The following is a 26,085-nucleotide window of genomic DNA, read 5'->3' on the forward strand; positions in this document are numbered from 1 at the left end:
GATGATTGAAAGAGTGAATATAATGATTTACTATTGTAATAAAATATTCAGGAGGTACCATTTGATGATAGCAATCGAGCAAGAACATATAGAAAATATCCCGACTCTCGTCATTCATCCAAATGAAAGTCGCAAGGAACAGTTACCAGTTGTCATATACTTTCATGGTTTCACGAGTGCAAAGGAACAGAATCTAGCCCAGGCATATATGCTTGCAAACGAAGGTTTCCGCGTTTTATTACCAGATAGTTATCATCATGGAGATAGACGTGAAACTGAAGATGTAAACAAAATTCAATTCGATTTCTGGAAAATCGTCTCTCAAAATTTAGAGGATTTATTAAGAATGAAAACCTGGCTGGAACAGCAACAACTTTTACATAAAGGACGGATAGGAATAGCTGGAACGAGCATGGGAGGCATCACTGTCTCAGCCGCACTGACGAAATTTGAATGGGTGAGATCTGCCGGTATCATGATGGGTACGACCAAACTTGTGGAAATGGCTCAGTACCTTCTCAAAGGAATTGAATCTCAAGGGATTGAAATTCCACTAACTGAGAATGAAATTAGTGAACAATTAAAAGGACTTGAATCAATCGATTTATCTAACCAATTGGATCGCTTGAACAATAGGCCACTTTTCGTTTGGCATGGTGAGGCTGATCAGGTCGTTCCGTTTGAACACTCAAAAACATTCGCTGAACAGATGAAAAACTCATATCCAGAAAACGAATTCAAGTTTATTTCAGAGCCTAACCGTGACCATAAAGTAAGCCGGGAAGCTATGCTATTATTGAGGGATTGGTTTAAAAGACATTTATAAATATGTGTTGAAATCCTTTTAAAAAAAGTCGAAACATGTTTATAATAAGATAGAGTAAATTTGAAGGAGGAAGACAGATGGATAAAGCGTTAGAGGAAAACCTCTGGGGAGCGCTTGAAAATGTTATTGACCCTGAATTAGGAATCGATATTGTTAATTTAGGTTTAGTATATGGAGTCGATTTGGATGAAAATGGCTTAGCAACAGTAACAATGACACTAACAGCAATGGGTTGCCCGTTAGCGGGTCACATCGAATCAGACGTCAAGCGTGCACTTTCCGATATTCCTGAAGTTGAAGAAACAGAAGTGAACATCGTTTGGAATCCGCCATGGACGAAGGAACGCATGTCACGTTATGCAAAAATAGCACTTGGAATTCCGGATTAATAAAGTAAGGAACCCCTGCTCTACAAAAAGAGCAGGGGTTTTTAATGTTTAAATTCTAGAACCAGATAAAAATACGATATTCTAGTTGGGAAAAGGGAACTTATAGTTGCTAATTCTCTATAACAAGATAAATGCTAGTAAACCTACAATCCAGCAATAGAAAGCGAAATACTTCAAGTTACCAGACTTCATGACGTTAATAAATAGCAATAAAGCGAAATATGAAGCGAAGATCGCTCCCACTAGTGCTATGATATAAAGCGTTAATTGCCCTCTAACTGCTTCATCTCCAATAATGTCTTCCACAGCGAATATCATTGTTCCTATGCTAACGGGGATGTACATTAAGAAAGAAAATCTTAAAGCACTGGATCTTTTCATATTCAGTAGCATAGCCGCAACGATCGTCGCTCCAGATCTGCTAATGCCCGGGAACAATGCGACAGCTTGGGCAAATCCAACGATAACAGCATCCTTATATGTGATATCGCGGTCGTCTTTGAAACCTTGAAGGTTACGGATAATCCACAAAGCTAGCCCTGTCAGTATTAAAGTAATTCCAACAATACTTAACCTTTCTTCAAGCAGACTGCTGATGAAATCCTCAAACAACAAACCTAAAACCCCTGCGGGAATCGTCGCTATGAATAAAAGAAGTAAATATTGAAACTCGTGCTGGTGTTCTTTTTTTCGTTGGAAGAGAAATTGAGAACCATTCAACGCTAAGTTGTACAAATCTTTTCGATAAACAGCGATGACTGCGATAAGTGAACCGAAGTTGATGAATCCTTCGAAAGTTAAAGGAAGTTTGATTTCCATCAATGATCTAGCCATCAACAAGTGTCCACTTGAGGATATAGGCAACGGTTCTGTGAATCCTTGAAATATTCCTAAGAAAAGAAATTTTAGAATCTCTATCAATTCATTCATTTTAAAAAAATCCTCCTAGTTCGTGTGCACATATCACGATTCTGCTGAATACATTGAACGTGAAAGGGGAGATGCACGTGAATCAGCAATCAATGAGTCATCCGTATAACCTATGTAAAAATCATATGAAACAGTACGTTTTGATACAAACGGTAGATGGACAACAGATCGAAGGCGTAATAATTGATCTCGATGAAGACCATGTTTATTTGGTTACTTCAGGAGAAGGTATGGAACGTCAATTCTATCCTGGGTTCGGTGGCCCTTATGGATATGGTTCTGGATTTGGATACCCTTATGGTGGAGGGCTAAGACGATTGATTTTACCACTAACTGCTATTGCAGCGTTAAGTTTATTACCGTGGTATTAAGATTGTTAGATAATCAAAAACATTAACTCCAAAGGTAGTATAATGGAGTAACAAAATTTATTGACAAAAAAAGAGGTTGACTCTGAACAATGATTCGTCGAGTCAACCTACTGTGTTATTCGGCAGCATCATCCGTAATGATCACTTCACTTAATAATATTGCAACTACTGTGAAGGCACTTGCCATTACTACGCCACTAACTACACTAAATGTTCCTTCGTTCATTGCAGAAATTACATATACAATCATAAAACTTAATAAAAAGCTCCAAAAAGCCGTCCAAAATAAACGCATTATTTTTCACCTCATTCAACTATACTGTCTGTACAATAGTTTACCAAAGGATGAACAAAAAATAAATATCCAAATGATGTTGTTTGATGAATTGCCATAATTGGAGGGTGCAAAATGATTACAATCTATGGATGTTTTGAAGGATTGGGTTTTGAATTCACTGAGTTTCTTCTGAATGAGGATGAAGAAGTGTTCGGATATGATCGATTGGACGAAAAGAAACAATTTAAATTCGAATTGATTGGCAGAAATGCTAAGTTTAATTTCGTCGATGAAGAAGAACAACTTCCTAACAATGATTTTGCTTACGTTTTCAATAAGGATTTGCCATTGAGTAATAAAGGAACTCATAAGTTTGTAGTGATATGTGATGCAGTTAAAGGAGAAAAAACTCGTGATGAAACTTTAATCGATATTAAGAACATCAAATTAGGTGATGAAACTGATACTAGCGACAGGAAAAATGACATCATTACAAAGCAACATTTTTTCAAATGGTTAGTAGAATTACGTAAATACTCATTGTTACCACAAGAACTTGTATTAAATGGAGAAGGTGAAGATGGAGTATTTTTGTTAAAATGTTAAGCGACTTTTAAAACTATTGCCTCCTCAAACTTAATACAGAACTTTTTTCTTAGAAATGTGTGCTCCTTGGTTGCGAATTAATTCATTTCGATACAGAATGGAAAGTAGAGAGATAAATACCTTAAAAATCGGAGTGCGTCGACTTGAAAAATCTAGCTGTAGTTCTCTTGGCTGCTCTACTACTTTCAGGGTGTAATGAATGGTTTGATCGAGGACAACTTGAAAATGTGGGTCTGATCCTAGAAGGGACAATCCATGATGAAACATGGGGGCAAGGTGCTTATTTAGGTTTGTTGAATATTAAAGAAGAGGAAAATGTAAGTGTTTTGTTCCGAGAAAATATTGTTGGCTCACGGTCTACAGATGAAGTGGTGGAAGATTTTGATCGCCAAGGGGTTAATCTGATATTTGGGCATGGTTCAAAGTTCGGTGCCTATTTTAATGATTTAAACGAATATTATCCTGACATCCATTTCGTCTATTTCAATGGAAATAATTTTGGTCGAAATATTACAAGTCTTCAATTTGAAGGCTATGAAATGGGATACTTTGCTGGCGTCATGGCCGGAGAAACTACTGAGACAGACCATTTGGGGATTCTTGCTGCCTTTCCTAACCAACCTGAGGTGGAGGGCTTCTTTGAAGGTGTCAAATCAGTAGATCGTTCATTAAAAGTGACGATTAAGTATGTCAATGATTGGTATGATCAGCAAAGAGCAATGATGTTTTTTCAACAAATGGTTGAACAAGATGTGGATGTCGTTTATCCAGCTGGGGATGGCTTCAATGTGCCAATTATCCACGAAGCTAGTAAACTGGGTATCCACGCTATCGGATACATAAACGATCAAAAGGAGATCGATCCCGATACAGTTATCACTTCAACAGTTCAAGATTTAGAAAACCTTTATCTTGATATTGCCCAAAAATACGATAAAAATGAGTTGCCTACTGGAATTATGCGAATTGGTTTCGAGGATGAGTTTGTTTATCTAGGCTCTTATGGAGATGATGTTCCGGTCCGAGTTCAAGATCACGTAAATGAATTAATAGAAAAGTATATTGAAACTGGTCAACTTCCTAAATAGTTATTTGTTCATACCTTTTTTTGTGGTAAAATTAGAACCAGGTCATAATATATGATAACAATACCTTTTCAAGGTGAGGGGATGACTATTATGAAAGCGGGAATCATAGGAACTGGTCATTACGTTCCTGATAATGTCTATACGAATCATGACATGGAGAAAATAGTTGATACCACGGATGAGTGGATTCGTACACGAACTGGTATAGAGGAGAGACGCTTTGCGCCAGATCATATAAATACTTCTGATATGGCATATGAAGCGGCTAAAGGTGCAATCGAAGAATCCGGTATATCTGCGGATGAAATCGATATGATTCTGGTTGCTACAGTAACAAGTGATATGGGCTTTCCATCTGTTGCTTGTCAAATACAAGAAAGATTGAAAGCTTTCAATGCTTCTGCAATGGATATCAGCGCAGCCTGTGCCGGTTTCATGTATGGATTGATTACTGCGAAACAATTTATTGAAACTGGAGTTCAGAAAAATGTTCTTGTAGTAGGTGTTGAAAAGCTAACTAAAATTACGAATTTCAAAGACCGTAATACATGTGTTCTTTTTGGTGATGGGGCAGGGGCCGCAATCGTAAGCACTGTATCTGAAGAGAAGGGGATCCTATCATTTGAATTAGGTTCTGATGGAACCGGGATTCCTCATTTACACCAAACCGACGAAGATCATATTTATATGAATGGTCGAGAAGTGTTCAAGTTCGCAGTAAGACAAATGGGTGATTCCGCATTGAATGTGGTGAACAAGATTGGTCTATCCAAAAATGATGTAGACTATTTGATTCCACATCAAGCAAACATCCGAATTATGGAAGCTGCAAGAGAGAAACTCGATATTCCTGTTGAGAAAATGTCCAAATCAATTCATAAATACGGCAACACTTCCGCAGCATCGATTCCGATTGCATTGTCGGAAGACGTTAAAGCGGGTAAGATAAAAGATAATGATTTAGTCGTATTAGTTGGTTTTGGTGGCGGATTGACTTGGGGCGCTGTCGCCCTTAAATGGGGAAAGTAATTAGGAGGTATAAATCATGACAAAAAGACGAGTAGTTGTCACTGGAATGGGAGTTATATCACCAGTAGGTAATGAACTTGATGAAATGTGGAATAATATCGTCGCAGGTAAGAGCGGTATAAGTGAACTGACTAAAGTTAATAAAGATGAATTTCCTACGAAAATCGCTGGAGAAATTAAAGACTTTGATGCTTCATTATATATGGAAAAGAAAGATGCACGTAAAATGGATCCGTTTACTCAATATGCGGTTGCCGCATCCAAAATGGCAATCGAAGATGCTAAATTAAATATTGATGAAAATCTCGCGCCACGTACAGGTGTTTGGATTGGGTCCGGAATTGGTGGAATGACCACATACGAGGAGCAATTTCATAAATTTTTGAAAAAAGGTCACCGTAGGGTCAGCCCATTCTTTATTCCAATGCTTATTCCTGATATGGCATCTGGACAAGTTTCGATCATGTTTGGTGCAAAGGGTATTAATTCATGTACAGTAACTGCATGTGCTTCCGGTACCAACTCAATCGGGGATGCTTTTAAAGTGATTGAGCGAGGAGATGCAGACATAATGATCACAGGTGGAACTGAAGCTCCACTTAATTCAATGTCTTTCGCAGGTTTCACATCTGCAGGAGCATTGTCCAAGAATGAAGATGCAGAGAAAGCTAGTCGTCCATTTGATAAAAATCGTGATGGCTTCGTGATGGGCGAAGGAGCTGGGGTTGTTATCCTAGAATCACTAGAATCAGCTCAAAAACGTGGAGCTCATATTTACGCAGAAATTGTTGGTTATGGCTCTACAGGGGATGCTCACCATATCACCGCTCCAGCACCGGAAGGAGAAGGGGCAGCCCGTGCGATGCAACAAGCTATTGATGACTCGGAACTGAGCCCTGAAGATATCACTTACATTAATGCACATGGTACAAGTACAGAGTATAATGATATGTTTGAAACAGAAGCAGTTAAATCAGTATTTAAAGATCATGCTTATAAGCTTGCAATGAGCTCGACTAAATCTATGACAGGCCACTTATTAGGTGCTGCAGGTGGTATTGAGGCGATAATTACCATCAAGGCGATTGAAGATGGAATTTTGCCACCAACTACCAATTACGAGACTCCAGATGAAGCATGTGATTTGGATTATGTCGTGAATGAGCATCGTAAAAAAGAAACAAATGTAGCTATGAGTAACTCCTTAGGCTTCGGAGGCCACAATGCTTCGTTAGTATTCAAGAAATTCGAAGAATAGGATAATGGTTCTTTACGTTATATAAGTTTTAAAAAACGCTTTAGTCAAAATCGACTAAAGCGTTTTTTTATTCAGCATCTAGAAACTCTTGTAAAGCTTCTCGGTTCAATTGTTCGTCTATTTCTAACACGGCACCAGCATGCGAATGATTTTCATTCCAATAAGATTCACCATAGGGCTCTATAGGAATTCTTAACGTTTCAATTTGATCAGGAGTATCCATAAAATAGTCTCCAGCTAATGATATAATCTTGCTAGTTTCCATATTGGTATCAATATATGGTTGCAGTGTACCAACAGCTCGAGGTAGATTAATCACACCTGTAAAGGAGGTCATCTCTTCTTTAAGGAGAGACATTACATGTTGTTGTCTTGCAACTCTCCCGAAATCATTGTCTTTATCTGCTCGGAAACGAGCATAATCAAGTAGCTGTTCACCATCCAACTTTTGTTCGCCAGGATATAAATCAATCGTTACATCCTTAGTCTCATAATACATCCTTTTCTCAATATCAATTTCTACTCCATCTGGAGCTATCGTATCAACAATCTGTTCAAATCCACGGAAATTGACAATGGAATAATAGTTAATTTCTATACCAAAATTTTCTTCGATTGTCTTACGTAGTAGTTCAGGTCCACCAATAGCATATGCTGCATTAATTTTATTGTAGCCTTCACCTGGAATATCTACATACGTATCGCGCATGATTGATACTAACTTAGCAGAATTTTCATTCGTGTTATATTGACCGATCATAATTGTATCAGTTCTAGATATACCATGCTGATCCTGGTCAGACCCAAGAATCAAAACATTCGTTTTTTCATCAGTAGGCTCATTGCCTTGAAAGTTATTTTCGAAGTCCTCACTTTGCTCTGTATCTTGGTACTTCTCAATATCTTCTTCAGCTTGATTTTTTCCATCCCAGTATTCGTAAATCCCAAAAATGATAATACTGAAAAATACAACTAAGATAGAAGAAATAAAGAGTTTTCTTTTCCTTCTACGCTGTCTTTTTCTTCTCTTTGTTCGATTATTCTCCATAACTAGACCTCTCTTTATAAAACCACTAACTTAAAATTTACAACGAATCCCTTGATAAGTAAACCCATTAACTATAATTATTATCCAAGCTTGTACATATATTTATATTAGACGCTTGTACAAGCAGGGAGGTTTCATGATGTGGCAGTTGACTTTCTTTTTTATTGGATTCGGTTTTTCGTGCGTGGGTGGAGTATCAATTATAGGTTATTCAACTTTCGTCCCTGCTGGAATGAGTTATATCGATTTCTTTCATTTCATCTATAAAAGGCCAGAGTGTTACATGCTCCCGATTGGTATGATTCTCATGCTCATCGCGATGTATAAAAATCCTTTTAATTCATAAAGTAAATTTAAAATTGCACCATTTACAAAGCGATTTCATATAAGTATAAAAATGATGTTCTTGGTCATAATGAGCTTAAATGGAAGATTATGATAAAGTGAGGGGTTACGATGATGTATGTTCATGATATCTGGGTGAATTGGTTCGAGGGAGAAGAGAATGGATATAATGTGTGTCATTTTCATGAGTGGCGTAAAACGGATTCCATCGAACTTTTAGACCAAGTTCCAGTTGCTCATATAAAGCCTAATTTATTCGATTACATAGAGAATGATATGCAAGAAATTCCTAAGCGGCTTCTTGATTCTGTTTATCAAAGAGCTTATTTGAAAAAGAATCATAAACGTGTTCCTCTCGACTATTCCTTTGTAATGACAGATGGGGAACATACATTAGTAATTGATACATTGGGTTATGAAATACCTGTCAGAAAGAGTCGGCTTGTCCCACGTCAAGAAAGGTTAGTTTTAGACTTAGTTAAAGGAAAGACTCCTACCTCATTCTCTTTACCCTTACGTAAACAAAAGAAAAAACATCATTTATTATCTTTGCAGCCAGTATTTATGGTGGGTCTTACTCGGAAAGAAAGGCACCTTAAGCATTTGATGATGCTTATGTTGGATCAACTTGAGCAAAATCAAAGAATAGATGAATTAAGGTATTGGTTGACTGAATGGAAACCGGAAGCGTATGAACACATACAACAGATGAGCTTTAAAGAAGGGTTTCAAATCCTGATTGAAGAGATAAAATTGGGGTGGGGCCAACGTCATGAAGATATATGCTACAAGATGGCTAAGGGTCAACCATTTTTCGAACGACTCTGGGAAATGGAACATCATACAAAGAATATGATTAAAAAATGAGTTGACGCATAGGTCAACTCATTTTTTCTTTCACTGTATCCTTTATCTTCTTTTAAGATGAACACGACCGATTCCCATAGCCTTCTTCGCTTTGCGAAGTGTTTTAGATGCAACAGCATCTGCTTTTTCAGCGCCTTCATCTAAAATATCATCTAGTTCTTCAGATTCGTATAATTCAAAATAACGATCTTGGATAGGTTTTAATTTTTCAACAACTAAATCAGCAAGATCCTGTTTGAATACTCCATAACCTTTTCCTTCATATTGACTTACAATTTCATTTACAGTTAAGCCAGAAAATCCGGAATAGATATTAATCAAATTCGTAATACCTGGTTTTTCTTCTTTGTTGTATTCAATAATCCCTTCAGAATCAGTCACAGCACTTTTTATTTTCTTTTCAATTTTTTTAGGCTCATCAAGCATGAATATCGTCGCTTTTTGGTTGTCATCAGATTTGCTCATTTTCTTCTCAGGGTTTTGTAGCGACATGATCCTCGCTCCCACTTCCTGGACACGGATATCTGGAATTGTGAAAATGTCGTTGTAACGCTTATTGAACCTCTCAGCAACGTTTCTAGTCAACTCAAGATGTTGTTTCTGATCATCACCTACTGGAACTACTTCTGTGCCGTATAATAAAATATCCGCTGCCATTAACGGTGGATAGGTCAATAAACCAGCTGTAACAGACTCTTTTCCAGTGGATTTATCTTTGAACTGTGTCATTCTCTCCAGTTCACCGATTGAGGCTACACACTGTAACATCCAAGCCAGTTCAGCATGAGCACTTACTTCAGATTGAATAAATAGTGTTGATTTTTTTGGATCGACTCCACAAGCTAAATAGAAAGCTGCCAACGAACGTATTTGTTCACGTAACTTCAAACGATCCTGAGGAACCGTAATTGCATGATAGTCTACGATACATAAGTAGCTTTCGTATTCTTCCTGTAATTCTGGAAATTGCTTCATTGCTCCTAAGTAATTTCCAATCGTTAAAGTCCCTGATGGTTGAATACCAGAAAATAGTCTTTTAGTCATAAAATTTACTCCCTTCAATATAATGCATATAAATACAAAAAAAGCCCACTCATCCCTTGCACAGGGACGAATGGACCGCGGTACCACCCTGAATTATTTCTTTCAAGAAAGAAATCACTCGATTAGCATATGTAACGTTTGCCAGACGGAAATTGCTCAGCTTAAGAGTCCCAAATTCCAATTAGACATTCTTACCTGTTTCCACCATCCAGGCTCTCTGAAAAGAAGTCGTCTAATGTACTTCAACTCTCTCATTGCTTTTCAAGTATTCGATTAATGAATTCATTATATGAAATAATTACAATCGATGCAACTAGTCAAGACCTAAATTCAAAATAGGACTCTTGACATTTTTTGAAAAAAGTTAATAAATACTATCCTATTTTTACTTGTAATCTATTATAATAGATTATAGATATTATTAAACAACTGGGGGATAGACATAAATGTCAGATAGAAAATACATATTTAGTTCACTGTTGGGATTATTGTTAATTAGTTTGTTTGTGGTAATCAATCCGGTTTTTGCGGATGAAGAAGAATCAAAGGAAGAAAAATTCACAGTTAATTTTCATTCTGAGTTTGAAACCAATATTCAACAGATTGAATTGCCAGATCCTGTCCCTAGGTTTGTCTATGACTCAGGAGTGTCATTTGAATATCCAGAAGCCGTCAGAGGAATCTATCTCACTGGACACACAGCTGGTGGATCAAGGTTCGACGATATGATCGGATATGTGAATGAAACAGAATTGAACGCAATGGTAATCGATGTGAAAGAGGATAATGGGAATATCATGTATAAAATGGACGAAAACTCCTTATACCATGATATTTCAAAAAATGTTATTAAGGATCCTCGTGGAATGATTGAAAGATTAGAAGAAGAACAGATCTATCCTATAGCAAGAGTAGTTGTGTTCAAAGATACAAGTCTTGCACATGAACGCCCTGAATGGTCATTTACAAAGAATGGCGAAGTATGGAAGAACGGTAGAGGAGAAGCATTCGTCAACCCGTTCGTAAAAGAAGTATGGGATTATAACGTAGAAATCGCTAAACATGCTGCAGAGCTAGGTTTTCAGGAGATCCAGTTCGACTATGTCAGGTTCCCTGAAGGATTCGAGCATCGCGATGAGGAACTGGAATATAGTCGTGGTGAATATGATGATGCGGACTTAAACAATGCTAAAGAACGTGTTAAAGCAGTTACTGATTTCGTTGAATATGCTAGAAATGAATTAGAACCATATGATATCGATGTCTCAGTGGATATCTTCGGTTATTCGGCAACACTTGAAGAAGCCCCTGGGATTGGGCAGAACTTCCTGAAAATTTCAAATAATGTTGATGTAATCTCCTCAATGATCTACCCAAGTCATTGGACACCTTATTTTGGAATAGATATGCCAGACAAAGAACCTTATAGACTGGTGGATGAATACTCTAAAGTAGAAAACGAAGTGTTAAGCCAACTAGAAGATGGACCAACATCACGACCTTGGCTGCAAGACTTTTCAGCACCTTGGCTTTATCCTGCTGGCCAAACATTCACTTATGGAAAAAATGAAGTCCAGGCTCAGATTGACGCATTATATGATAACGGAATTTATGAATACCTTCTTTGGAACCCAGTGAACAGGTATACAGAAGGTGTAGACTATGACCCGAGTAATTAAATAATGAGAAAAAGAAACTCTCGAGTTAAATCTCGAGAGTTTTTTTGAATTTTTGAGTTTATTGATGCATATAAAAGGGAAAATAGTGATATAAAGAGTATGTATGTCTAAAACGTTTCATATACCAATATATACTAAAATTCGAAGTTTAACAGATACTCCATTGTTCGTTATAATTATTTTTGTTCGGTTATTTAGTGTCATGAGCCACAAAAACTGGCATATAGTAAATAATTATAGGAACTTGAAACAAAATAAGTGAAATAAAAACTTTTAAGGAGTAGATCAATGAATTGGTATGAGAAGCTTAATAAGTACTTTCCTGTGGAGGAAATGAAGTCACAAGAACACATGGAGATGCTGCTAAAAGAAAAAGGCGATGTGTACCACAAGGACGAAGGTAAATATCACGTACTAATGTATGCTGAATTTGAGACATTCATCTTTATTGATTATGTATATGTATCCAATGAGGCTCGAGGTCAAGGTATCGGCCACAGAATACTCGACAAACTCAAAGAAAAAGGTAAACCAATCATCTTAGAAGTAGAGCCAGTGGATTACGAAGATACCGATACTGCTAAAAGGTTGAAATTTTATCAGAGAGAAGACTTTAAACATGCACAATCAATCGGTTATTCAAGAAAATCATTGGCAACAGATGAAGTAAACACAATGGAGATCCTTTATTGGACACCTGAAGAGTCCACTGAAGAAGAAATCTATGAAAAAATGAAGAAAATGTATGAACAGATCCACACGTACAAAGACGAAGAGTTTTACGGAAAATGTTATCAACCAGTCGAAGAAGTATTGAAAATTGATAAAGACCGTGAGTCTGATTTATTTAAAGAACTGAAGAAACCTAAAGAGATCTAAATAGGAAAACTATCTCAAAGTACTATTGAGATAGTTTTTTAATTTGTACATATTTCTAAATGAGCTTAATAAAAAGAATTTTTTTCGTAAGAATTATCAAAAAAGTGTTTAATTGTTTTGAAGTAGGGTAACTATACTATTAAGGTCATAAAAATGAACAAATTTTTATTTACAAGTATGTTACACCCCTATTCAGCAATAACACTTTAATGTATAATAAACATAGAGGTTACATTAAATTAATTTTAAACAAGTAATTGTTTTTAATAATAAGGGTTATCGAAAAATAGCTCTGAGCCTTTTAAAGGAGAGTGAATGGCATGGTAACACTATTTACATCACCAAGCTGTACATCTTGTAGGAAAGCGCGAGCGTGGTTAGAAGAACACGAAATCCCGTTTACTGAACGAAACATTTTTTCAGACACATTATCTGTGGATGAAATTAAAGAAATCTTACGGATGACTGAAGATGGAACAGATGAGATTATCTCAACACGTTCCAAAGTCTTTCAATCCCTTGATGTTAGTCTAGATCAGATGCCTCTTAAAGATTTAATTGACTTAATCCAACAAAATCCTGGGTTATTGAGACGCCCGATCATCCTCGATGATAAACGTCTACAAGTGGGTTATAATGAGGACGAGATCCGTCGCTTTTTACCAAGGAAAGTCCGCTCTTTCCAGTTGAAAGAAGCACAGCGTTTAGTTAATTAATATTAGATATAGAACGAACTAGCTTTAAAGCTAGTTCGTTTTTTTGTGGAGTAAAAAAGTATAGTGATAAATTTAAAATTATAACAGTGTAATCCTTTTTTTAGGTTGCACTCTTTCTCATTATTCCGCCACTTAAGCATACTAAAATGATTAAGAAGAGTGGGAAAGCCCATTCGATTGCCCCAGTATGAATAAATGGTTTAATCTTTTCTTCTTTCAATATGAGGTCTGCAGCAGTGAATGCAAGTAAAGATGCCCCCAAATAAACGATAAGAGGGAATTTGTTCATTAAAGTGAGGATGATCTTACTTCCAAAAATGATGATAGGTACAGAAAATGCTAGTCCAATTATAATCAAGAAAATGTTTTTGTCAGAAACGGCTGCAATAGCTAGTACATTATCGAAACCCATCACAACGTCTGCAATAACAATTGTCTTCACTGCACCAATAAGAGTAGTGGAGGATTGAATTTCTGGGTCATCATCGTGATCTTCTAGAAGCTTAACTGCAATATATAATAAGAAAATACCTCCGACTAATTGTAAATAAGGAATAGTTAAGAGGAAGATAGCAAAGCTTGCTAAAATAACACGCATGAAAATCGCAAGAAAAGTTCCGATAAATATCGCTTTATTTTGTGATTTCTTTGGAAGTTTTCGGCTTGCCATAGCAATTACTATTGCATTGTCCCCACCTAATATTAAATCCAATCCAATAATGATCAGAATAGCTTTACATAGATCCCAATTAAACTCCATTAAAATTTCCATTAAAAACCTCCAAAAATGACGTGACAAAGAAGTTAATCTAAGTTAAAATTTACTACTAAATAATTCATGCAAATGGCTTGTACGTATAAAAGACATGTATTATACTAGAATTTCAAAATATAGGGCTAACATGGATTTTTCCAAAAATGAATTTCGTTTAAGCGCTATTACTCATAAAATATGAATAAGAAGAAATAAATATGAAATGATTGAACTAATTTAGTTTCGGGTACACAATATAGTAAGAGATACATTAGGGTTTAGTCCTTCCCATATAACGATAACCGAATGAAGGGAGAGGAACACAAATGGAAATAGAACGCATAAATGAAAATACGTTAAAATTTTATATTTCCTATGCAGATATAGAGGATCGCGGTTTTAACCGAGAAGATATTTGGTATAATCGCGAAAAAGGTGAGCAACTCTTCTGGGAAATGATGGATGAAGTAAATGATCAAGAGGAATTCAATATAGATGGTCCGTTATGGATTCAAGTACAGGCTTTGGATAAAGGTCTTGAGATTGTTGTTACTAAAGCTCAGGTATCTAAAGATGGTAAGAACCTAGAGGTTTCTGATGACGAAGAACAACCTTTCCAAACAAACATGGACCAAAAAATTGAATCGCTGATTGATAATAATTTATCTAATCATAAACAGACGAAGAATAAAAGTCGCTCCCAGTCTAAGTCTAAAAAGGAAAAGACGAAGCAGACAGGCGATTTATCCTTAGTTATTCAGTTCGATGATTTAGAAGATGTAATTTCACTAAGTCATACCGTCAAGGATTCCAGATTTATGGTCGATCGCTTATATGCACACGATGATATTTATTATCTGTATGCATCATTCCCTGAGGGATATCTAAGCGAAGACGAACAAGAGGATTATATTAGCCAGCTTCTTGAGTTTGGTGAAGAGTCATCATTTACCGTTCATTATTTAATGGAGTACGGTAACTCGATCTTTACCGATGAAGCATTAAAAGAAGTAAGAAGCAAATTTGCTTAAAAACACTGACTCAAAAAGTCAGTGTTTTTTTTTTTTTGAAGACAATTGTGTTCTTTTATCTCCGTTTTTATCATGATTTATTCGTCAAAAAGAGCACATTAACGTTTATATCAGTGTGATTGTTTCACAAGCTATTGAATATTTTTTTTTAAGATAACTTTATGTATGTAAAAAAGGAAAAAACTCCAAAATTTGCGCAAATATTAATTTATATCAAAGAAAAAGTTGAATTGAAGGAATGAATCGATTTTCTCTGTGATTGCAATTTTGAATAGATTTCAGTATGTTTAGAGTAGCTAGGCATATAAAGAGAGGAAATCGAGCATGCTAAAATGGATCCAGGTACTTGTATTTTTAATTCTACTTATTGGTGCAGCATATATTTCTTATAACTTATGGGAAGGTCGAATCATTACGACGTTCTCCATTTTTATTACAATTTCAGCGATTTTAATCGGTTTCCTAATCTTTATTGAAAACCGTGACCCTTCACAAACGATAAATTGGATTCTTGTCTTTGCTTTGTTTCCTGTACTAGGTTTCTTTTTCTATTTATTGTTCGGCAGAAACTACAAGAAGAAAAAGCGTTTTGAAAAGAAGCAAGAGGCTGACGAAGAAGCATTTATGAAAATAGAAGGTGAGCGTCAAATTGAAGAAAGAGAGCTTAATCAGATGGGAGATCATCAAAAGATGTTGTTCCGTCTAGCTCATCGATTAGGGAACTCTCCAATATCCTTCCATACCGAATCAAAGGTATTGACGAACGGGGATGAGACATTCCCTGCTATTCTTGATGCATTAAAGAAAGCTGAACATCACATTCATTTAGAGTATTATATAGTTCGCGATGATGAATTGGGCCAAGAATTCAAGGATATATTAATCGAGAAAGCTAAAGCAGGCGTAGAGGTTCGCTTCCTTTATGACGCTGTAGGTAGTTGGAATTTATCCAGCAAATATAAGGCAGATCTTATCGATGCTGGAGTTCAGTTACAGGCATTTGCGCCAGTACGAGTGCCATTGGTAGGAAATCGCATTAACTTCAGAAACCACCGTAAGATTGTTGTAATTGATGGCAAGTATGGTTTCGTAGGTGGACTCAATATTGGAGATGAATATCTAGGTAGGAATGAAAATTTTGGTGACTGGCGAGATACTCACCTCTACTTACGTGGGGAAGCCGTTCGAAGTCTTCAAATTATTTTCTTGCAAGATTGGAATTACGAAACAGGAGATTTTCTACTGAAACAGCAATACTTATCGCCAGAAATGGTGTCTGAAGAACATCTCGGTGGGGTCCAGCTGATTGCTAGTGGCCCAGATAATGAGTGGGAAACAATCAAAAAGCTCTATTTCTCAATGATTATATCTGCAAAGAAAACGATTTGGATTGCTTCACCTTATTTCATTCCTGATGACGATATTTTAACAGCTATGAAGGTGGCAAGTATGAGTGGGGTGGATGTCCGCTTACTTGTGCCTAAAAATCCGGATAAAAGAATTGTATTCCATGCTTCCCGCTCATATTTTCCGGAATTGATGGATGCAGGAATCAGAGTATTTGAATACCCGAAAGGATTTATGCACAGTAAGGTTGTAGTAGTCGATCACGAACTAGCTTCTATCGGTACTTCCAATATGGATATGAGAAGTTTTCATTTAAACTTTGAAGTGAACGCATTTTTGTTCAGATCGGATAGTACGAATCAGTTAGTCGAAGATTTCAATAGAGACTTTTCTGTGGCTGAAGAGATAGACCCTGCAACATTTAAAGAACGGTCTATTTTCATAAGAATGATTGAATCCTTGTTTCGTTTGTTGTCCCCAATATTATAATGAATCTGCCAGGAGTTGATAATTATTGTTGAAGGCAATTGATTCTAATGGTAAAGATGTGGTGGCTTTTGAGTATTCTGGCGATGAACTTGAAGCACTCCGTCACCACCCTCTTATGTGCCCATCTTGTCGGGAGCCAGTTTTACTTAAAGCTGGCCCGATCAAGCTACCCCACTTTTCTCATCATCCACAATCTTCTTGTGCGTTCCGAAAAGGTGAAACACCTGAACATATAATAGGCAAGACTCATTTTTATGAATGGTTCAATTCTCAGCAGCTTCCCAGCTATATCGAGTATTTTGTTCCGAGTATCAATCAAAGGGTAGATGTACTTACAAAGGTTAAAGAAATATATTACGCGATTGAATATCAGTGCTCACCTATAACTCAACAAGAGTTCAGAGATAGAACAGAAGGTATGATAAGCGCTGGAATTCGCCCGATTTGGATTTTCGGTTCCAATTACTTGAAACCCTCAGGAATAAATCAGTTTAAATTAAACCCTATATTACGGATAGCCACTTATTATTCTTCAGTAAAAAATTCCTCTTATGTTTTATTTTATGACTCTTCGAATCAGCAATTGATCACTCTTTCAGATATTCACTCTTTTCAGACACACTACCTCGCTTCTATGAAACGACGAAATTTGTCATCTCTTCAATTCAAAGAATTATTCGATACAGATCAACTTGCTATTAAGAAAGTCCAGTCCACGATCTTAAAGAGTAAAAACCATTTTCGAACAAAGTCTCGAAAAAGATTATCACAGGTTGAATGCAATTTTCTTAAAAAACTCTACGAGATACACCTGCACCCCCAAAACTTACCTTCATGTATCAATTTACCCATTAAGAATGGTCATCTATTCAAGCACCCACCTTATGAGTGGCAAACTGAGCTTATCATCAAACTTATCCATCCTTTACCTGTTGGGGCAAAGTTTACTTTTAAACAAGCAAAACAGACCGTAGCAGACTCCTTACAGGCACCTTTCATTTCAGTCTATCCCCAATCCACACAACATCCAATTTCATCTTATTTGAATCTATTAGTCATTAAGAAATATTTAAAGTATTCTAATGGCAGTTATTATAAGTTGAAGTCTATTTATTTTCCTAAAACATTAGATGAAGCCTTGAAAGAAGATCGTGTTTTTTTAAATCACTAAAAAAATTGCCGAACGATATTCTTTTACTTTGATTCGAATTTTATATAAAATATAGAATTGTAAGAAAAATATATTTTTTTATAGGGGGTTACATAAGTGTCAGAAAAATCGACTGGCCTGAAAACAAGGGAAGAGGTACCTGAGAATCTAACGTGGGACCTTGAAAAAATCTTTTCGACTGATGAAGAGTGGGAAAAAGAATTTGAGTCACTTAAACAAGAGTATCCCAAAATTGCTGAATATAAAGGGAAAATTGCAGAGTCTGCGGAAAACTTACTAAAGGTTTTTCAAATCGAAGACGAACTGCATTTAAGAATTGAGAAATTATTCGTATATTCTCATATGCGCAATGATCAGGATACAGCAAATAGTAAGTATCAAGATCAAAATGCACGTGCCCAAAGTCTTGCGACTCAAATGATGAGTACATTCAGCTTTGTGACTCCAGAAATTTTATCGATGAAGGATGAAGAAATCGAAGCATTCTTAGCTGAAAACAAAGATCTTCAGCACTATGAAAAAACGTTAAGAGATATTATGAAATCTCGTCCTCATGTCCTTAATGAAAGAGAAGAGGCGTTATTAGCTAAAGCATCCGAAGTGGCATCAGCACCGGGTAATGCTTTTGGTATGTTAAGTAATGCTGATATGGAATTCCCTACGATTAAAGATGAAGATGGAAATGAGGTACAGCTTTCTCAAGGACGTTTCCGTGATTTCTTGGATTCAAAAGACCGTCGTGTACGTAAAGAAGCATTCGATGCGATGTACGATACATTCGGAAAATACCGTAATACTTTTTCGGCCACATTAAGTGGTCAAGTGAAGAAAGATAATTTCTTCGCTGAGGCAAAAAATTATGAGTCAGCGAGACATGCTGCTTTAGATCGTAATCACATTCCTGAAAAAGTGTATGATAATCTTGTAGAAGCGGTTCATGATCGTCTACCAGCATTACATCGTTTCATGAAACTCAAAAAAGAGATGCTTGGTGTAGATGAACTGCATATGTACGATATTTATACTCCTTTAGTTGATGAGAAAATTGAAGTGACTATTGATGAAGCTAAGGATATGGTTGTAGAAGGTTTAGCTCCATTAGGGAAAGAATATACGGATATCATCAAGCAAGGTTATGAAGATCGTTGGGTTGACTGGGTTGAGAACAAAGGTAAGAGAAGTGGAGCTTACTCCTCTGGAGGTTATCTAACCAATCCATATATTTTGATGAATTGGCAGGATAATATCGATAACTTGTTCACATTAGCCCATGAATTAGGCCATTCACTTCACAGTTATTATACGAGAGAATATCAAAAACCACGTTACGGAAACTATTCAATTTTTGTTGCTGAAGTGGCTTCCACGACAAATGAAAATCTATTGAATGACCATCTATTGAAAACGCTTGATGATAAAAAGAAAAAGCTTTATCTCCTGAATAATTTCCTTGAAGGGTTCAGAGCAACTGTTTATCGTCAGACGATGTTTGCTGAATTTGAGCATATCATCCATCAGAAGGACCAAGATGGTGAAGCTCTAACTGCTGATAAATTAACTTCTATCTACTATGAACTGAATCAGAAATACTTTGGTGAAGATGTACATGTGGATGAAGCAATTGGATTAGAGTGGGCGAGAATTCCTCACTTTTACATGGGGTATTATGTGTATCAATATGCTACTGGCTATTCAGCAGCAACAACACTTGCATCAAAAATCCTTGATGAAGGTGAACCTGCGGTAGAACGTTTCAAAGACTATTTGAAAGCAGGAAGTAGTGCTGACCCTATTGATGTATTGAAAACAGCTGGTGTTGATATGACCACCAAGGATCCTATTCTTGGAGCACTAGATGTATTTGAAGAAAAATTAGATGAATTTGAAAAGCTTTTAAACGAATAATCATAAAATAAGCCACTGTCTGTTTATCCAGATAGTGGCTTATCTATTACTTACACTTTTATAGGAGTTCTTTTGGGTAAGGAAATAAATATATAAAAATATTGAAAGAAATAGCAATGGCAGTGTAAAATACCGAGGTAAAATGTTCATCATACCGAAAATATTTAAAACAAAAGCCCCAAACACTATTAGCAACCAAATGAAATTGATCATAACCAATCCCACCTCTCGTTACTAATATGTGTATGGAGCTTTACTGTTTTTATGAATGTGATTTTACTGCATTTGAATGGTATTTCCAAAAAGTCCCGTACTTAACAGGAACTTTTCCTACTTTACCAGCTAACTGTAACTTTTTCATTTCTTTTTCTGCTTTCTCTATCGGCCAGTCGAAGACGACAGCGACCTCTTTTGAAGCCACAAAATTAAAGTGGGATAAAAAATCTTCCAAACAAGGTTTAATAGATGGCCTTGCTTCTCTTTCCATCACTTCAAATAGTGCTTTTTCATACGTTTCATAATTATGAAGACCGGATACTTTAAGACCGTCTTGATCTTCTTCGCGGTTGAACATGACGATTGTTGGGACTTGTTCAACCTCCATCTCACGAGTCAATTTCAAGTCACATTGTAATGCTCGCTCGGCGGTAGTTGAATAAATATCTTTCTTGAATTCTTCGACATCCAAATTCACTTTATCAGCAATTTCTATAAGCACAGGTACATCTGTAATATTCTTTTTATCCAGGAATAGATATTCTTGTAATTTCCTTAAAAATCTTGAACCAAGTCTTTGCCCCTGCATCTCTGCAGCTTTAATTGCCAATAATGCAGTCCAAGGCGAATGAATTGGGTTTTCATACCACAAATCACCGTCGCAACTCATACCAGTCCTGTTGGCGACCCTATCCCAAGAGTTGGCTAATCTTTGTTTTCTGCGAGAAGGTTTGAAGTTCAAGTCTGCGATATTTCCTGTAACGATTGGACGTAGTTTAAAATAACATCCATATTCAATAGCTAGTTTTCTTATATAAGGCTCTAATGACCAGCATTCTGGACATAAGGGATCGATAAATACATAGATTTCTACGGGTTTAGTTAATAGATTACAAAAATTAACTTGGGAATTATCGTTCGATGCAAGATTGATCATGACTTCAGAAGTTTTTCTATACACATCGATTTCTCCTTTCCCATTACGATTCTGGTGTGTTCATCATATGATTAGCTGTCATTGTTAATCGTTCGAAGATTGAGCTTTTATAAGGCTCCTCGATTTCGGCTTCATCCAAAGCAGCTGCCATACAATCTAACCATGCATCTCGTCTAGTTGGAGTAATCGGAAATGGATTATGCCGAGCTCGTAACATGGGGTGTCCATGTTCTTGAATATATAGAGGTGGCCCTCCGAAAAATTGTGTTAAAAATTGTTTTTGTTTCCTTGCGGTTTCAGTTAGATCATCAGGGAAAATAGGTTTTAAATCAGGATGTTGAGCAACTCTAGCATAGAATGCTTCTACTAAGCGATCTACTGCTTCTTCTCCCCCAATGGCTTCAAATACATTACCTTGTTGATGAACCATAATAAAATCCTTTCTTTCTCGTATATGAACGTTTATGTTTATTTTCTAGTTATCTCTTTGGCACTTTCATTATTGTAGCAACGGTCTATGATCGATTCAAACGATATGAATATTATAACGACATGAAGAAACGCTGAATTTTACTTTGAGTTGTTCTCTTAGGTATTTGGTACCTCTTTAACCAGCTGTTGAACAAGTCCAATCCACTTTCATATGTTTTTGCTTCGATCTCTAACTCGTAATCTACCTTTCCGCTATACTCACTACGGTCCAGTACTATAATGAAGTCATCTTTTTGTTTCTCTAAGCGGTGGGTGACTAAAGCACCTTTGTATTTTATCTTATGTATGGGAACGTTCAATTCTGAGAGTTGTTTTTTTATGTTTTCTTTTAATACAATTTGATTGTTGAACCATGAATCAGCTTCTTTTTCAGACAGTCGATCATGAGTTTCGAGTAAGCCATCGCCCCGAGGCTGTTTCAAGGTGGCTACATACTTGTGGTCCTTTTTTCTTATCCGTAAAGCACACTTATTTTCTTTTAGAAAAAAGTCATCTGTTTCAAAATAATAGTTCGTCTGTTTTTTTTGAGAATCAGGATTCTGGAATTGATCATCTGCTATATGTTGATATTCTTCTTTTGTAAGTAAATTTTTGAATTCTATTTCTAACTCTTGCATTTGTAGCACCTCACGGCTATATGGGAATCTTTACTACTAATTAATATTATGTACGATTATTGACTAGTAAGCAAAGATTATGACCTTGGACAAATTATGATACAATGGTTGTGTATGGTAAGCGAACAAGAGAAAGTGAGGGAGTAGGCTTTGAATTGGGACATTTTCTTAGCACCATATGCTCAAGCAGTAGATGAATTAAAAATCAAGTTAAAGGGTATGCGAAAGCAGTTCGATTACGAATCCCGCCATTCTCCCATTGAATTTGTGACAGGGCGTGTAAAGCCGATTACAAGTATTGTTGAAAAGGCAAGAAGACGCGAACTAAATATGAATAAAATGGAAGAAGAAGTTCAAGATATTGCTGGACTTCGAGTTGTCTGCCCATTCGTGGATGATATTTATGACGTTGCAAAAATGTTAAGAGAACGTAGTGATTTTAATATTCTTGAGGAAAAAGATTACATCGATAAGAATAAAGATAGTGGTTATCGTTCATACCATATCATTATTGAATACCCAGTTGAAACAATCTATGGACAGAAGAAATTACTGGCTGAAATTCAAATCAGGACTTTGGCTATGAATTTTTGGGCAATTAATGAGCATTCTTTAAATTACAAATATTCGGGTAAGATGCCTGAAGAAATCCAAAACAGACTGAAAAACGCTGCTGAAGCCGCCTTCCGTTTGGATGAAGAGATGTCTAAGATCAGACAGGAAATACGTGAAGCTCAACAGGTTTTCAGAAGAAAAAAAGACTAGATAATACTGACAGGTAAAGGAGTTTATTTTCATGAAATTCGCCGTACAATGTCGTGGAGATCAAGATTCCAAAGAAATCAAATCCAAGTTCAAAAGTTACTTATCTGAATTTCAACTTACTTATGATGAAGAAGAGCCTGATCTAGTCATATCTGTAGGTGGAGATGGTACATTATTAGAAGCGTTCCACAAATATGTTCACCGTTTGGATCAAACAGCTTTCATCGGAATTCATACAGGCCATTTAGGGTTCTATGCCGACTGGATACCGGATGAATTAGAGAAATTAATTATTGAAATTGCTCGAACACCTTTTCAAGTCGTGGAGTACCCACTTCTTGAAATCACGATTCGCCCGAAGGATTATGACGAAGAACACCGTTATCTTGCTTTGAATGAAAGCTCCGTTAAAACTGCAGAGGGTTCGGTAGTGTTGGATGTCGAAATTAAAGGTGAACACTTTGAGACTTTCCGAGGAGATGGCTTGTGCATCTCAACTCCGTCAGGTTCCACTGCATACAATAAGGCTCTAGGCGGTGCAATCATTCACCCATCATTAGAGGCTTTTCAAATCACTGAGATGGCTTCGATTAACAACCGTGTTTTCCGTACAGTAGGGTCTCCGTTGATTTTACCGAAACACCATACTGCTATGTTAAGACCAAAAAATGACCGTAGCTTTTTAATTACAATTGATCATTTATCAATGTCATTTAATCACGTTCATTCGATTCAATGTCGTGTTGCGAAAGAGCGAGTAAGGTTTGCGAGGTTTAGACCATTCCCATTCTGGAAACGGGTGCATGATTCATTTATTTCAGATTCAAGAACGGAATTGGATTAATAATGCAATGGAAAATTAGTAGAACATATGACAAATGGCTCGTACGTGATTATTTACTCCACGTACGAGCTTTTTCTAAACGATTGTTGAAAGATGTGAAGAATGATGGGGCAATCTTACTGAATGGGTCTCCGGTAAATGTCCGACAGCGTGTTTCCTATGGAGATTTTCTTATAGTTAATTTACCAAATGAATCAGGGTCTAAGTATGTTGAACCCGAAAAAATGCAGCTTTCAATCATTTATGAAGATGAACATTACCTCTTAGTCAATAAACCTAGAGGGATGGCTGTATCGCCTAACATGAATGATGAGGGTGGGACCCTAGCAAACGGGCTCATGTATCACTTCTTTCAAAAAGGTTTACCATATACGATACACATTGTTAACCGACTCGATCGATATACTTCAGGAGTGGTACTGGTAGCGAAACATCGATTGGCCCATCATTTGATGCAAATTTCAGAGGTTGATCGACTATACCTAGCAATTGTTCAAGGAACTAGACTAGAAAAGAGGGGAACAATTGATGAACCTATCGCTCGTAATCTTCCTTCAATAATCGAGAGAAAGGTTTCAACAGAGGGTAAACGCGCGGTGACTCATTATGAAGTGGTTGAAGAAAAGAATGATTACACATTAGTGAGAATAAATTTAGAGACAGGTAAAACTCACCAAATCCGAGTTCATTTTAGTCATATCGGTTATCCTTTAATAGGAGATGATTTGTACGGTGGTCCGATAGAATTATTGAAGGGCCAGGCATTACACTGCCGTTCAATTCGTTTTTTTCATCCATATCACAAGCAGTGGATCTCGGGATATGCATCTCTCCCTAAAGAAATAAAACATATAGTAGAAAAATAGACTCACGTTCAAATCACTGAATCAGTAACTTGACGGTGAGTCTATTTTTTAGTCATCTTCTTGTTCAAACATATATTGCTTTTGTCGTGATCGAACATTCAGAATTAGTCCGATCGCTGCCATATAAACTAGTAAAGACGTTCCGCCCTGACTTAAGAAAGGCAATGGTAAACCTGTTAATGGTAGCAATTGAATAGACATTCCGATGTTCTGAAAGATTTGGTAAGAAAGCATCCCGACTACGCCGATGCTTAGATAGGTTCCAAATGGATCCTTACACTCTAACGCAATTTGGATGATTCTATATATTAATAGAAAGTACAGTGCAATTACCACACTTGAGCCAATAAAACCAAATTGCTCGGCAATTGCAGTGAATATCATATCAGAATGTCTCTCAGGCACATAGACATCAAAAGACATCATGCCTTTGCCAAATAATTGCCCTGATCCTATCGCAAGCATAGATTTAATTACTTGCATTGATGAACCGTCTTGATATAAATGAGGATTTTGCCATGCTTCAATTCTTTGGACAAAATGTCCAAAGCCTTGTTCCTCAAGCAGGGTAACAATTTGGTCATTATAAGCAGTGTAGATATATGTCAGCGCTATTCCGACCAGCAAAGTTATACCTGCAATAATTGCTAATACGCGCCACCTGATTCCTGATATCAAAATAAGAAATCCTGCAATTGCAGCGATTACAAGAGCTGAACCTAGGTCAGGTTGAATAAAAATCAGGCAAAGGGGAGGTAAAGTTAAGAGTACAATTTTCCCCAGTAAGAAAAGGTCGTATTTCAAACTTTTTGTCGTCCATTTCTCATTATGTGAAGTGATTACGTGCGCCAAAAGAATTACCAGAAATAGCTTCATGAATTCTGATGGTTGAACTGTCTGTCCAGCAATCACGTACCAACTCAACGCCCCGTTCAGTTCCAAACTCCAAGGCAGAAAAAACAATCCTACAAGCATGCCGATTCCTAATATGTACAATGGCCATGCCATTTTACGATACTTATCGAAATCCAATATCATCAGCATAAAAATAGCAACTATGCCAATTAAGAACCAGACACCTTGCTTTAAGTAGAACATGCTCCCCTGTAAGTTTGAGGGAAGGTAACCGTCCAGTGTATATAATGTGAAACAGCCGATGAATACTAACGCTGTCATAACTGTAATTAAAAATGAATCAAGCTTCGGCTTTTGTATATTGTCGTTGTTCATAGAAGTACTCCTTAAAAACATTCATATTCCTATTCTTCATGATACCCCACAATACACCAAAATTAAATA

At 36.6% G+C, this 26,085-nt stretch carries 28 protein-coding genes and 1 other annotated feature; of the genes, 19 read left to right on the plus strand and 9 right to left on the minus strand.

Translation table 11 applies throughout. The features are described 5' to 3' along the window. Positions 1-64 precede the first annotated feature (64 nt). Positions 65-826 carry an esterase gene (gene yjfP / locus CEY16_RS00815; protein ID WP_101330075.1) on the plus strand — a complete coding sequence of 254 codons (762 nt, stop codon included), beginning with the start codon at positions 65-67 and terminating at the stop codon, positions 824-826. Between the two features lie 77 nt (positions 827-903). Next, the gene (locus tag CEY16_RS00820) at positions 904-1,215 is read left to right on the plus strand and encodes a metal-sulfur cluster assembly factor (RefSeq protein ID WP_101330076.1); all 312 of its coding nucleotides are present in this window, start codon (positions 904-906) and stop codon (positions 1,213-1,215) included. Between the two features lie 117 nt (positions 1,216-1,332). Here CEY16_RS00820 and CEY16_RS00825 read toward each other — a convergent pair whose 3' ends face one another. Next, complete coding sequence (locus tag CEY16_RS00825; RefSeq protein ID WP_101330077.1) at positions 1,333-2,145, minus strand: undecaprenyl-diphosphate phosphatase; 813 nt, start codon at positions 2,143-2,145, stop codon at positions 1,333-1,335. Positions 2,146-2,222: 77 nt separating this feature from the next. Here CEY16_RS00825 and CEY16_RS00830 point away from each other — a divergent pair, with 77 nt between their 5' ends. Then, complete coding sequence (locus tag CEY16_RS00830) at positions 2,223-2,516, plus strand: hypothetical protein (protein WP_420795499.1); 294 nt, start codon at positions 2,223-2,225, stop codon at positions 2,514-2,516. Between the two features lie 115 nt (positions 2,517-2,631). Here the strand turns inward: CEY16_RS00830 and CEY16_RS00835 are convergent, their stop codons facing one another. Next, the gene (locus CEY16_RS00835) at positions 2,632-2,811 is read right to left on the minus strand and encodes a YjzD family protein (protein WP_101330079.1); all 180 of its coding nucleotides are present in this window, start codon (positions 2,809-2,811) and stop codon (positions 2,632-2,634) included. 114 nt (positions 2,812-2,925) lie between these two features. Here CEY16_RS00835 and CEY16_RS00840 point away from each other — a divergent pair, with 114 nt between their 5' ends. The 4 genes from CEY16_RS00840 (at position 2,926) to fabF (ending at position 6,774) form a co-directional block, all read left to right on the plus strand. Continuing rightward, positions 2,926-3,399 (plus strand): hypothetical protein, encoded by a 474-nt coding sequence (locus tag CEY16_RS00840; protein WP_101330080.1) that lies wholly within the window; start codon positions 2,926-2,928, stop codon positions 3,397-3,399. 143 nt (positions 3,400-3,542) lie between these two features. Continuing rightward, on the plus strand, positions 3,543-4,487 hold the full coding sequence (locus tag CEY16_RS00845) for a BMP family ABC transporter substrate-binding protein (protein WP_101330081.1): 945 nt from the start codon (positions 3,543-3,545) through the stop codon (positions 4,485-4,487). Positions 4,488-4,577: 90 nt separating this feature from the next. Then, complete coding sequence (locus CEY16_RS00850; RefSeq protein ID WP_101330082.1) at positions 4,578-5,516, plus strand: beta-ketoacyl-ACP synthase III; 939 nt, start codon at positions 4,578-4,580, stop codon at positions 5,514-5,516. Between the two features lie 16 nt (positions 5,517-5,532). Then, entirely contained in the window at positions 5,533-6,774 is a 1,242-nt protein-coding gene (fabF, locus tag CEY16_RS00855) for a beta-ketoacyl-ACP synthase II (RefSeq protein WP_101330083.1), read from the plus strand. 67 nt (positions 6,775-6,841) lie between these two features. Here fabF and CEY16_RS00860 read toward each other — a convergent pair whose 3' ends face one another. After that, on the minus strand, positions 6,842-7,822 hold the full coding sequence (locus tag CEY16_RS00860) for an LCP family protein (RefSeq protein WP_101330084.1): 981 nt from the start codon (positions 7,820-7,822) through the stop codon (positions 6,842-6,844). A gap of 139 nt (positions 7,823-7,961) precedes the next feature. On the opposite strand from CEY16_RS00860, the gene CEY16_RS00865 reads away from it, so the two are divergent. Together CEY16_RS00865 and CEY16_RS00870 are read left to right on the plus strand one after the other, a co-directional pair. Next, positions 7,962-8,168 carry a YuzI family membrane protein gene (locus CEY16_RS00865; protein WP_101330085.1) on the plus strand — a complete coding sequence of 69 codons (207 nt, stop codon included), beginning with the start codon at positions 7,962-7,964 and terminating at the stop codon, positions 8,166-8,168. A gap of 110 nt (positions 8,169-8,278) precedes the next feature. Beyond that, positions 8,279-9,034: a DUF3603 family protein gene (locus tag CEY16_RS00870; protein WP_101330086.1), complete on the plus strand. Its 756-nt coding sequence runs from the start codon at positions 8,279-8,281 to the stop codon at positions 9,032-9,034. A gap of 42 nt (positions 9,035-9,076) precedes the next feature. On the opposite strand, the gene trpS is transcribed toward CEY16_RS00870, so the two are convergent. Further along, complete coding sequence (gene trpS, locus CEY16_RS00875) at positions 9,077-10,078, minus strand: tryptophan--tRNA ligase (protein ID WP_101330087.1); 1,002 nt, start codon at positions 10,076-10,078, stop codon at positions 9,077-9,079. A gap of 59 nt (positions 10,079-10,137) precedes the next feature. Continuing rightward, positions 10,138-10,342, minus strand: a binding site (T-box leader). Positions 10,343-10,524: 182 nt separating this feature from the next. Here trpS and CEY16_RS00880 point away from each other — a divergent pair. The 3 genes from CEY16_RS00880 (at position 10,525) to spxA (ending at position 13,352) form a co-directional block, all read left to right on the plus strand. Then, positions 10,525-11,757, plus strand: a complete 1,233-nt coding sequence (locus CEY16_RS00880; RefSeq protein WP_101330088.1) for a putative glycoside hydrolase — start codon at positions 10,525-10,527, stop codon at positions 11,755-11,757. A 288-nt stretch (positions 11,758-12,045) separates the two neighbouring features. Next, on the plus strand, positions 12,046-12,636 hold the full coding sequence (locus CEY16_RS00885; protein WP_101330089.1) for a GNAT family N-acetyltransferase: 591 nt from the start codon (positions 12,046-12,048) through the stop codon (positions 12,634-12,636). Positions 12,637-12,956: 320 nt separating this feature from the next. Then, the gene (spxA, locus tag CEY16_RS00890) at positions 12,957-13,352 is read left to right on the plus strand and encodes a transcriptional regulator SpxA (protein ID WP_101330090.1); all 396 of its coding nucleotides are present in this window, start codon (positions 12,957-12,959) and stop codon (positions 13,350-13,352) included. A 100-nt stretch (positions 13,353-13,452) separates the two neighbouring features. Here the strand turns inward: spxA and CEY16_RS00895 are convergent, their stop codons facing one another. Next, positions 13,453-14,124 (minus strand): TerC family protein, encoded by a 672-nt coding sequence (locus CEY16_RS00895; protein ID WP_101330091.1) that lies wholly within the window; start codon positions 14,122-14,124, stop codon positions 13,453-13,455. Positions 14,125-14,432: 308 nt separating this feature from the next. Here CEY16_RS00895 and mecA point away from each other — a divergent pair, with 308 nt between their 5' ends. The 4 genes from mecA (at position 14,433) to pepF (ending at position 20,049) form a co-directional block, all read left to right on the plus strand. Beyond that, positions 14,433-15,137 carry an adaptor protein MecA gene (gene mecA / locus CEY16_RS00900; RefSeq protein ID WP_101330092.1) on the plus strand — a complete coding sequence of 235 codons (705 nt, stop codon included), beginning with the start codon at positions 14,433-14,435 and terminating at the stop codon, positions 15,135-15,137. A 324-nt stretch (positions 15,138-15,461) separates the two neighbouring features. After that, positions 15,462-16,973, plus strand: coding sequence for a cardiolipin synthase (gene cls / locus CEY16_RS00905; protein WP_101330093.1), 1,512 nt, complete (start codon positions 15,462-15,464; stop codon positions 16,971-16,973). Between the two features lie 25 nt (positions 16,974-16,998). After that, positions 16,999-18,144 (plus strand): competence protein CoiA, encoded by a 1,146-nt coding sequence (locus CEY16_RS00910; RefSeq protein WP_101330094.1) that lies wholly within the window; start codon positions 16,999-17,001, stop codon positions 18,142-18,144. Between the two features lie 96 nt (positions 18,145-18,240). After that, entirely contained in the window at positions 18,241-20,049 is a 1,809-nt protein-coding gene (gene pepF / locus CEY16_RS00915) for an oligoendopeptidase F (RefSeq protein ID WP_101330095.1), read from the plus strand. A 262-nt stretch (positions 20,050-20,311) separates the two neighbouring features. Here pepF and CEY16_RS00920 read toward each other — a convergent pair whose 3' ends face one another. From CEY16_RS00920 to CEY16_RS00930, 3 genes are all read right to left on the minus strand, one after another. Further along, a complete protein-coding gene (locus CEY16_RS00920) occupies positions 20,312-21,226 on the minus strand; it encodes a ClpXP adapter SpxH family protein (RefSeq protein ID WP_274379924.1) in 915 nt (304 codons plus the stop codon). Positions 21,227-21,245: 19 nt separating this feature from the next. Continuing rightward, positions 21,246-21,632 carry a globin domain-containing protein gene (locus CEY16_RS00925; RefSeq protein WP_101330096.1) on the minus strand — a complete coding sequence of 129 codons (387 nt, stop codon included), beginning with the start codon at positions 21,630-21,632 and terminating at the stop codon, positions 21,246-21,248. Between the two features lie 112 nt (positions 21,633-21,744). Then, a complete protein-coding gene (locus CEY16_RS00930; RefSeq protein WP_101330097.1) occupies positions 21,745-22,311 on the minus strand; it encodes a CYTH domain-containing protein in 567 nt (188 codons plus the stop codon). A 150-nt stretch (positions 22,312-22,461) separates the two neighbouring features. Between CEY16_RS00930 and yjbM the strand changes: the two genes are divergently transcribed. The 3 genes from yjbM to CEY16_RS00945 are packed head-to-tail and all read left to right on the plus strand — an operon-like array spanning position 22,462 to position 24,786. After that, entirely contained in the window at positions 22,462-23,076 is a 615-nt protein-coding gene (gene yjbM, locus CEY16_RS00935; protein WP_101330098.1) for a GTP diphosphokinase, read from the plus strand. Positions 23,077-23,107: 31 nt separating this feature from the next. Continuing rightward, positions 23,108-23,920, plus strand: coding sequence for an NAD kinase (locus CEY16_RS00940; RefSeq protein WP_101330099.1), 813 nt, complete (start codon positions 23,108-23,110; stop codon positions 23,918-23,920). Between the two features lie 2 nt (positions 23,921-23,922). Continuing rightward, complete coding sequence (locus CEY16_RS00945; protein WP_101330100.1) at positions 23,923-24,786, plus strand: RluA family pseudouridine synthase; 864 nt, start codon at positions 23,923-23,925, stop codon at positions 24,784-24,786. A gap of 48 nt (positions 24,787-24,834) precedes the next feature. Here CEY16_RS00945 and CEY16_RS00950 read toward each other — a convergent pair whose 3' ends face one another. Further along, on the minus strand, positions 24,835-26,016 hold the full coding sequence (locus tag CEY16_RS00950; protein WP_101330101.1) for an FtsW/RodA/SpoVE family cell cycle protein: 1,182 nt from the start codon (positions 26,014-26,016) through the stop codon (positions 24,835-24,837). Between the last annotated feature and the right edge of the window lie 69 nt (positions 26,017-26,085).

The sequence above is a fragment of the Halalkalibacillus sediminis genome (genome assembly GCF_002844535.1).
GTDB lineage: Bacteria > Bacillota > Bacilli > Bacillales > Alkalibacillaceae > Halalkalibacillus_A > Halalkalibacillus_A sediminis.